This is a genomic window from Micrococcus sp. KRD070 (assembly GCF_017168435.1).
GTDB classification, from domain to species: Bacteria; Actinomycetota; Actinomycetes; order Actinomycetales; family Micrococcaceae; genus Micrococcus; species Micrococcus luteus.
Genome location: NZ_JABFNH010000043.1, coordinates 1 through 8401 on the forward strand (window position 1 = coordinate 1; position 8401 = coordinate 8401).

12 protein-coding genes are annotated in these 8401 nt (G+C 68.8%); all 12 read left to right on the forward strand.

Translation table 11 applies throughout. The features are described from left to right. Positions 1-893 (forward strand): CpaF/VirB11 family protein (locus J1M38_RS11490; protein ID WP_206481751.1); only part of this gene is annotated, 893 nt, incomplete at its 5' end. Then, the gene (locus tag J1M38_RS11495; protein ID WP_206450846.1) at positions 890-1756 is read left to right on the forward strand and encodes a type II secretion system F family protein; all 867 of its coding nucleotides are present in this window, start codon (positions 890-892) and stop codon (positions 1754-1756) included. The genes J1M38_RS11490 and J1M38_RS11495, both read left to right, overlap by 4 nt. Continuing rightward, entirely contained in the window at positions 1753-2625 is an 873-nt protein-coding gene (locus J1M38_RS11500; RefSeq protein ID WP_031943863.1) for a hypothetical protein, read from the forward strand. The genes J1M38_RS11495 and J1M38_RS11500 overlap by 4 nt, the downstream gene beginning before the upstream one ends. 99 nt (positions 2626-2724) lie before the next feature. Then, the gene (locus J1M38_RS11505; RefSeq protein WP_087114221.1) at positions 2725-2907 is read left to right on the forward strand and encodes a hypothetical protein; all 183 of its coding nucleotides are present in this window, start codon (positions 2725-2727) and stop codon (positions 2905-2907) included. 43 nt (positions 2908-2950) lie between these two features. Beyond that, positions 2951-3361: a hypothetical protein gene (locus tag J1M38_RS11510; RefSeq protein ID WP_031943861.1), complete on the forward strand. Its 411-nt coding sequence runs from the start codon at positions 2951-2953 to the stop codon at positions 3359-3361. Next, positions 3358-3807, forward strand: coding sequence for a TadE/TadG family type IV pilus assembly protein (locus tag J1M38_RS11515; RefSeq protein WP_206450847.1), 450 nt, complete (start codon positions 3358-3360; stop codon positions 3805-3807). Before J1M38_RS11510 ends, J1M38_RS11515 begins: the two co-directional genes overlap by 4 nt. 2 nt (positions 3808-3809) lie before the next feature. Continuing rightward, on the forward strand, positions 3810-4226 hold the full coding sequence (locus tag J1M38_RS11520; RefSeq protein WP_049159529.1) for a hypothetical protein: 417 nt from the start codon (positions 3810-3812) through the stop codon (positions 4224-4226). Between the two features lie 15 nt (positions 4227-4241). Continuing rightward, the gene (locus tag J1M38_RS11525) at positions 4242-4943 is read left to right on the forward strand and encodes a hypothetical protein (RefSeq protein ID WP_206450848.1); all 702 of its coding nucleotides are present in this window, start codon (positions 4242-4244) and stop codon (positions 4941-4943) included. Then, positions 4937-5875, forward strand: a complete 939-nt coding sequence (locus J1M38_RS11530; protein ID WP_206450849.1) for a hypothetical protein — start codon at positions 4937-4939, stop codon at positions 5873-5875. The genes J1M38_RS11525 and J1M38_RS11530 overlap by 7 nt, the downstream gene beginning before the upstream one ends. Positions 5876-6039: 164 nt before the next feature. Further along, entirely contained in the window at positions 6040-6207 is a 168-nt protein-coding gene (locus tag J1M38_RS11535; RefSeq protein WP_031943856.1) for a hypothetical protein, read from the forward strand. Positions 6208-6620: 413 nt separating this feature from the next. Further along, the gene (locus J1M38_RS11540; protein ID WP_206501268.1) at positions 6621-7658 is read left to right on the forward strand and encodes a hypothetical protein; all 1038 of its coding nucleotides are present in this window, start codon (positions 6621-6623) and stop codon (positions 7656-7658) included. A gap of 94 nt (positions 7659-7752) precedes the next feature. Beyond that, positions 7753-8370: a LysM peptidoglycan-binding domain-containing protein gene (locus J1M38_RS11545; protein WP_206501269.1), complete on the forward strand. Its 618-nt coding sequence runs from the start codon at positions 7753-7755 to the stop codon at positions 8368-8370. Positions 8371-8401 lie beyond the last annotated feature (31 nt).

Below are 8401 nucleotides of genomic sequence, written 5' to 3' on the forward strand. Positions count from 1 at the left end.
TCTCTGCGGCCCACCCCGACCTGGACATGGACCTGATGGGCTCGGTCCGTCTGGCCGCCACCGCCCGCCCGGTCTCCACGCGGCCCACCGCCGTATTCCGCATCCATCGGCTGGTGAACACCACCCTGGAGCAGCTGGTCGACAACGGCACCCTGAGCCCCCTGGCCGCCGAGTTCCTCACGGCGCTCGTGCAGGCCGGCAAGACGATCGTCATCAGCGGCTTCGGCGGCGACGGCAAGACGACCCTGATGCGCGCCCTGGCGGAGAAGATCGGCCCGCTGGAGCAGATCGTGACCATCGAGAAGGAGCGCGAGCTGCACCTGGACCGGCTCGACTCTCGCCTGGTCCCGCCGATCGAGCTTCAGGCTCGCCCCGGATCGGGCGAGCGCGCCGCCGACGGCAGCACCATCGGCGAGTACACGTTGACCATGGCCATGGAGAAGGCCCTGCGTCTGAACTCCGCACGCATCCTGGTCGGCGAGGTCCGCGGTTCGGAGATCGGCGCGATGATCTCCGCGATGCAGACCGGCGCGGGAACTTACTGCACCGTCCACGCCTACTCCGGCGAGGAGGCCGTGCGCCGTCTGGTCGGCCTGGGCATGAACGAGTTCTCCGAGACCTACATGGCTCGCCAGCTGGGCTACCACATCGACGTCGTCGTGCAGATGCGCAAGGTGCCTCAGCCCGATGGCTCGGTGAAGCGCAAGATCATCTCGATCTCCGAGGTGCTGCCCGGCGACACCGACAAGGGCATTTCGGTGGCCGACCTGTTCCGCATGGGTCCCGGCGACGAGAACGCCGTGCCCGTGGCCCCTCCCGTGGACAACCGCCTGCGCAACGATCTCGAGCGCACCGGCTTCGACCTGCTGCGCCTGGCCGGAGGTGCCCGATGAGCTCGCTCCTGCTCCCTCTGAGCTTTGCCCTGGGCATCCTCGGCCTGGGCATGGCTGCCGTGAACTGGCTCTGGCCCGCCCCTCCCAAGGCCCCTGCACCCGATCCGCGCTGGCTCACCGCCCTCAAGGGACTCGGCCGCCGCATGGACCGCAACACGTGGATCATGGTGGGCATCGCCGCCGCCGTGGGCTTCTTCATTGCGCTGTTCACCGGCCTGCTCGTCTACCTCGTCGCCCTGCCCGGCGCCGTCATCCTCCTGCGCTTGGCCTTCGGCTCCGGCGGGGGATCGGCCCAGATCGAGAAGCTGGCGCAGATGGAGATGTGGACGCGCTCGCTCTCCGGCCTGATCGTCGCAGGAACCTCCCTGGAGACCGCACTGGCCGCTTCCATGCCCAACGCCGGCGACCTGATCCGGGACGAGATCGCCACGATGAATGCCCGCATCAAGGCCGGCTGGCCTACCGCAGACGCCCTCAAGCGCCTGGGCCTGGAATGGGGAGACCAGACCGGCGACCTGGTCGTCATGCAGCTGATCCTGGCCGCCAATCAGCGCGGCCAGGGCCTGGCGAACGCCCTGGACGACCTCTCCACCTCCGTGGAGGAAGAGGTCTCCAAGCGCCGGGCCATCTACGCCGACCGCGCCGGCGCCCGCCGTGAGGCCCGCATCGTGATCACCGTCGTGGTGATTTCCTTGTGCCTGGTCCCCGGAATGGGCGGGCCCATGGCCGCCTACCAGACCCCGCTGGGCCAGGCGCTCTACCTCGTCCTGGCTCTGGTCACCGCAGGGCTCATCATCTGGATGACCCGCGTGGTAGCCCCGCCGCCGCAGGTCCGCCTGCTGACCGCTAGGAGCTCGTCATGATGATGATCATCATCGCCGGCATGCTGTTCGGCCTGGCCGCGACCGCGCTGATCTGGCCCCTGCTGCCCCAGCGCCCGCGCCTGCGCGCGGCGGCCTTCGACGGCACCGTGACCAGCACCTCCGGAGGCGGCGCGCTCTCTTGGCAGGAGCGGGCCTCGCAGTGGACGATGCGCACGCTGCCGCCGGCCCTGGTCAACGGGCTCACCGACGCCGACCTGGACATCCTGGGCACCACCCGCAGCCGCCACACCTGGGCCAAGATCTACGGCGCCACACTCGTGTTCGTGGTCTGCCTCGCCCTGAGCGTGGCCGCACAGGTGCTCTACTCCCTGCCGCTGTGGCTGTCCCTGCTGATCAGCCTGCTCGTCGCCGCCGTCGCCTGGCTGGCACCTGACTCGGCCGCCCGCAAGCGAGCGACCAAGGCACGCACTGACTTCGCACGCGCGGTCGCGGTATTCGTCGAGCTGCTGGCCTCTGAGCGCGGCCGCAACGCCCAGCCCACGGTGGCTCTGGAAAACGCAGCCGCCATCGGCGACACCTGGGCTTTCCAGCGGATCCGTCAGGAACTGGTCCGGGCTCGCTTCACCAAGGTCCAGCCCTGGACCGCCCTGGAGACCCTGGCTACGCAGCTCCACGTCCCCGAGCTCACCGATGCCGCCCGCATCATGCGCCTGAGCGGAGACAATGGGGCCAGCGTCTACGAGCCTTTGCGCGCGTTGGGTCGCAACATGCGCGTGCGGATGCTCAACGCCGAGGCAGCCCGTGAGAATGAGGCTTCCGGCCGCATGAAGAACATCATCATGTTCATCGCGTTGATGTTCACGCTAATCGTCCTCACCCCTCTGATGCTGACGCTGATGAGCGCGTGAGACGCGCGAGCTCCTCCCGGAGATCGTGATCTCCCATCCACCCACCCACCCGCATCGGGACCGTCCCGAGGCCATTTCCACCACACGAGGGGACTCACCATGAACAAGCTGATGCAGCAGTACCTGATCCTCCGCACCTGGATCCAGGACAAGCACGAGGACGAGGCCGGCGCCGAGACCATCGAGATCATCCTCGGCGTGCTCGCCGCCGTCGTGCTGGCCGCCCTGGTCTGGGCCGGCATCAACACCTTCGCCACCAACAAGGTCGGCGAGCTGGGCTGACTAGACCAGCCAGGGACGGAACACCACGAGCAGGGGGGCCACCATGAACATCACGGCACCGCTTCGAGCGCACCTCGAGGCCCATGCACGCAACGAGACGGGTTCCTCGAACATCGCCTCGCTGCTGATCGTGCCGGTGGCCCTCCTGCTCGTGTTCCTCGTCCCCCAGGCCGGTGCCTACTACCAGGCCTCGACCGTGGCTCAGTCCGCGGCCAACGCGGCCTACGCAACTTCCCGAGTCATGGGCGGCTCGAGCGCCGAGGGCCAGGCGGCCGCCCAGCAGGTCATCTCCCAGCACTCCGGCACCCTCCAGGGCGCCTCCGTGAACATCAGCACCACCGGGGAGCGGATGACCGTCACCGTCACCGGCACCGCGCCGGCCTACACCGGGCAGTGGATCAGCCCGTCCGTCTCCCGGTCCGTGACCGGGCCCGTCGAGAGGGTGGTCAAGTGAACCTCCGCGACACGTCCCTGGCCTGGCTGCGTGATGAGCGCGGCGAGTCCGGCGTCGGGCTGCTCATCGTGGCTCCGGCCATCGGACTGCTCATCGCCCTCGCCGTCATGGGCGGCCGCATCGGAGCAGCACAGACCTCCATCGAGTCGGCGGCCGGCGTCGCCGCCCGCGAGGCCACCCTGGCCCGCAACCCCGGCCAGGCCGAATCCAATGCGCGCCAGTCCGCCCGCATGACCCTGGACCAGACCGACTTCACGTGCGGCTCCCAGAACATCACGCTGGACACCTCCGCCCTGCGCAACGCCCCCGGCATCCCCGGGTCCGTCTCCGCCACCATCACCTGCACGGTGCCGCTCTCCGACCTGGCCATCCCCGGCACCCCCGGGTCCTGGACCATCACCGCCGACTCCACGTCCCCCGTGGACACCTATCGAGAGAGGGGCTGAGCATGATCGCCCGCTTCCGCGCCTGGCTCGGCCGCGAGCACGGAGAGTCCTCCCTGCTGGTCCTGATGCTCGTCCCCATCATCGTGCTCGTCGGCTTCGGCATCGGCATCGACTGGAACGGCAAGGTGCGCGCCTCCGAGGAGGCCGTCACCATCGCCCACCAGGCCGCCCGCGCCGGCGCCAACGCTGGCACCACGGCCGGAGCCGCCCGCGGCGAGGACATCACCCTGGACAGAGCGGCCGCCGCGCGTGCCGCCCAGGGGATGATCGCCGAAGCCGGAGCCACCGGCACCGTCAACGTCACCCCCACCAAGGTCACTGTGGACGTCGACGTCCCCTACACCCCGCGCTTCATCCCCACCGGCGTCCTGACCGGCCACGGCCAGGGCACCGCCCAGATCCACTCGAACACCCGCTGACCGCAAGGAGACACCATGAGCCGCGTCACCAAGACCACCGCATGCACCGGAGCCGTCCTGGCTCTGGCGCTCACGCTCACCGGCTGCAACGGCGGCGGCCAGCCGAGCGGCAACTCCACGGCCGCGAGCGCCTCGCAGTCCTCGCTGGAGCCGATCCAGGACGTGCCGTCGTCCGCAAGCGAGGCATCTTCGTCAGCTGGGAGTGCAAGCTCTAGCAGCAAGGCTTCGACGTTCGCTGCGGTGACGTCCGACCGGCCGACGAATGATGAGATGGCGAAGGAGCACGGCTTCAAGGCTTTGCAGTTGTACTACGCCATCAACGACCACTTCTTGAAGCAGAACTCTGTGGATGGGGAGCTGCTGGGTCTCGCGGCTCGGGACCCCTACCTCAGTCAGGACCTCGAGCAGCTGAAGGCCATCGAGTCATCCGGTGAGACTTACACGGGAAAGTCTCGAGTCGAACTGCTGGAGGCGATCATCGGGGGGACTAGCAACGTGGAGGGCAAGCAGGTCCCTCACTCCAACGCCCAGCTGCTGGTGTGTGAGGACAACACCTCCGTTTCCGTGAAGGACAAGAATGGCAAGCCTGTCTCTTCTGGATCGGCGCTGCGCTATCAGACCACGTACATCGTGACCTGGCAGGACGACGACAGCTCCTGGAAGGTTGCTACTCGGGACGTGATGCGAGACGAGAAGGGGAATCCGAAGTCATGCTGATGCAGATGCGACGAGTCACCTGTCTGGGCAGTGCTCTGCTGGCGGCGGTGGCCATGATGATGGCGGCGGTCGTTGCCCCTCCCGTAGCCAGTGCCGCCGGCGACGCCGAGTGCCGATTCGGCGCTTGCACGGTGCGGGGGGAGAAGCCGGGAAGCCCTGGTGGCGGCGATCTGACGCAACCCGTCGTGGGGCCCGGGGAGAGCGAACCAACGTCGAACTACTGCCAGGCGGGCTGGACGCACGAACGTGAGGAGTGCGACCAGAACGTCGACCCGGCCAAGAACTGCATATGGCGCCTCATGGAGAACCAGCCGCCGCCTCCTGACGGCAAGGACCCGTCTCGCGGCGCGTGGGAGGAATGCGTGCCCGAGTGGCAAAGCGCAACCGACGTCTTCAGGAACTACCCCCAGCGCTGGTGGGAGCGGCCGTCCGCGGCAGGAGCGGCGGATGCGGAACAGGCGGCACGTGAGCTCGTGACGCAGATGCAGCTCGAGGGGATCGAGATAGGCATGGTGCCGTACTCCGTGCAGGAGGACGGCACCGGAGCGGTCGGCCTGCCCGCGTGGATGTGGGTGGAGAACACGGAGAATCCGCGGGCGTGGGGGCCGTACACGGTCAGCAAGGACATGAACGGGGTTGCGGTGCAGGCCACTGCGCGGCCGGTGCGCGTTACCTGGGATATGGGCGACGGTACGCAGGTGATCTGCGACGGGCCGGGCACGCCGTATGAGGACCGCTTCGGCAAGGAGGAGTCCCCGGACTGCGGGCACACGTACATGAAGATGTCGAACCCGACCTACACGGTCACGGCGATCACGGCGTGGTCTGTGGAGTGGACGGCCCAGGACCAGTCCGGGGTAATCGAGACCGTGACGCGCTCGTCGCAGGACGTGCGAATCGGGGAGTTCCACGCCCTGAACGTCCGGCCGTGACGTGCGCGCCGGGGCAGGCCTTTGGTCTGCCCCGGCGTGTTGTTTCCAGATGCAGGCTCGGACGAATCGGATTGGGATACTCTGTGACCATGCGCACGCCCCCGTCGAACCCTCGCCCCACCAGGCGCACTGGCGGTCGCCCGTCCAAGGGAGACCGCTTCAGCGTGACCACCAAGCTCCCCCGGTCCTACGAGCAGAAACTGCACGCCCGCGTGGACTACCGGGGCGAGACCGTCACCGACTACGTCGCATCTCTGATCCTGGCCGACCTCGACGCCAACGAGGTCCCCGAGTCGAACGGACAGGAGGCCTTCGACGTGAAGATCGCCTGAGCATGCAAGAAGGCGGCCCCGCGCCAACGGAACCGCCTTCTTGCGACTAGCACCCCGCCAAGAGTGCCGGTCTGAAGATTTCAGTTGTTCGAGAGCTGCTTCTCACTCGCCAGTGAAGCTCTCGATCTCGGGTGGATCCCCGCCAAGGGATCCGGCTCTGTCCCTCCCTGGAAGGAGGCACGTTGCTGTTGTCGTGCCCAAGTCTACCCAAAATCCCTCTCCGCGACACGTCCCCCCTCCCGTCGGCCGTGTCCTCGGCGCCGTGCCTGGGGGAGTCCACCCTCGCCCGACTGCTGCGCCATCGCCAGAAACCAGCCCGGCCCGTGCGGGGTCGGATCACGAATCCGTGCCGTCAGAACTGGCGCCGGCCCTCGCGTGCCCGGGAGGGCGACATCGACGTGATCTTGGCCGCGGTGCCCACCGGGTCCCGGCGTCTGGAGCACCTGGGCGACGCCGTTCCCGCCCTGCGGGCACTGCCTGCCTGGCAGGACCTCTCCCGGATCCGTCGGCGGCTGATGGAGTCCCTGGTGGGTGCGCTGGCGGCCTGTGCGGACTGGTCGAAGATGATCTCCCGTCCCGGGCACAAGCGCCTGGCGAAGATGATCGGCCGGAGCGCCTCGACGGTGACCGCGGCCATCGCCTGGCTGATGCGACACGGGGTAATCGGGCGCGTCGCGGCCGGACGCTCTGCCGCCTACGCGACCCCGGACGAGCGTGGCAAGCGGATCAACGAGGCGGCGGTCTACGTGCTGTGCTGCACCCCCCACCTGGACGCGGAGAAGATCCTCGCCAGGCACCGTGCCGACGCCGCGGCCGAAGCACGGGAGCGTGCAGGTCAGCGTCGGATCCGTGGGGCTGTGGAGAAAAACTGGCACCCTTCCTCGCTAGAGGATTCACTTACTAGAACTCGTAGAGGAACCACGCACGCGCGCGACCGCGGACTCGTCGAGCTCTGGCCCTGCAACCGCGCAGTGGCCACCCGTCGTCAGCAGCTGGCCGCCGCCCGCACCGTCCAGGATCGCGCTCTGGGTCTGCGCGTGCTCTCGGCCCGGGACGTCCGCTCGCTGATCCGTCCCTTCCTCGAGGCTGGCTGGACCCCGGCCGACCTTCTCCACGCCCTGGACCACACCCCCCAGGGCGCGCACCGGCTCCACAGCCTGGACGCCGGCCAGGACACCGCTCGAGCTCGCGGCTACCTGCGGTGGCGCCTGGAGCACTGGAAGGACGCCGGCGGGCTCGTGCTCGCCTCAGCCTCTGCCCGAGCTCGTGAGCGGGCGGAGGCGGCGCGCGAGGCGATGCACCGGGACCGCCAGGCGGATGCGCGAGCGCGCGCGGCGGCCGCGGGAGTGGAGTCTCCGGCTCGAACCGCGGCCCTGGCGGCCATGCGGGCGCTGTTCCGGCAAGGTGGCGCGGAGCGTGACAGCCTTGAGGCGGCCCACCTCACCACCTAAACTGACCTCAGATCAACTTAGAAGGGACATCGGGGGACCGCCCCAGCCTTCTACCCCGTGAAGACCTCTACCCACGCGAGCGGAGACACGCCCCATGCGCACCCTCAAAGGCCTTGCGGCCCTGCTGGCCCTGACCGCCCTGGTGGTCGGCATCCCCGCCGCCCTGATCCTGCTGGCCGGCAACCCCATCCCCAGCACTGCCGAGCTCCAGCAGGCCCTGACCGGCATCGACTTCGGCGGCACGTTCCTGATGGGCACCGTGCTGCCCCTGATCGCGTGGGGCTTCTGGACCTCCTTCGTCTACTCGCTCGTGGTCGAGGTGATCAGCCTCATCCGCCGCGTCGAGACCCCCAACCTGGGCGGAGCGCTGCGCCCGCAGCAGGCCCTGGCCGGCGCGCTGGTCGCCGCCGTGCTCGCTCTCGGCGGTGGCAGCCCCGCCTTCGCCCTGACCCCGCAGGACACCGCCTCCGCTCCCGCCGCCGTCGCCATGGCCCAGGAGGGCCAGACCACCCAGGACACCCCGGCCGCCGCGGGGGAGCGGACCTACACCGTGCAGGAGGGAGACACGCTCTGGGGCATCGCCCGGGACGAGCTGGGCCAGGGCAGCCGGTGGGGCGAGCTCGCCGAGCAGATGCGCTCCACGCCCCAGGCCGACGGCCAGACCCTCGCCGATCCCGACCTCATCATGACCGGCTGGACCTGTCTCTTATAAACATCTCCGAGCCCACGAGACGCGTAGTAAC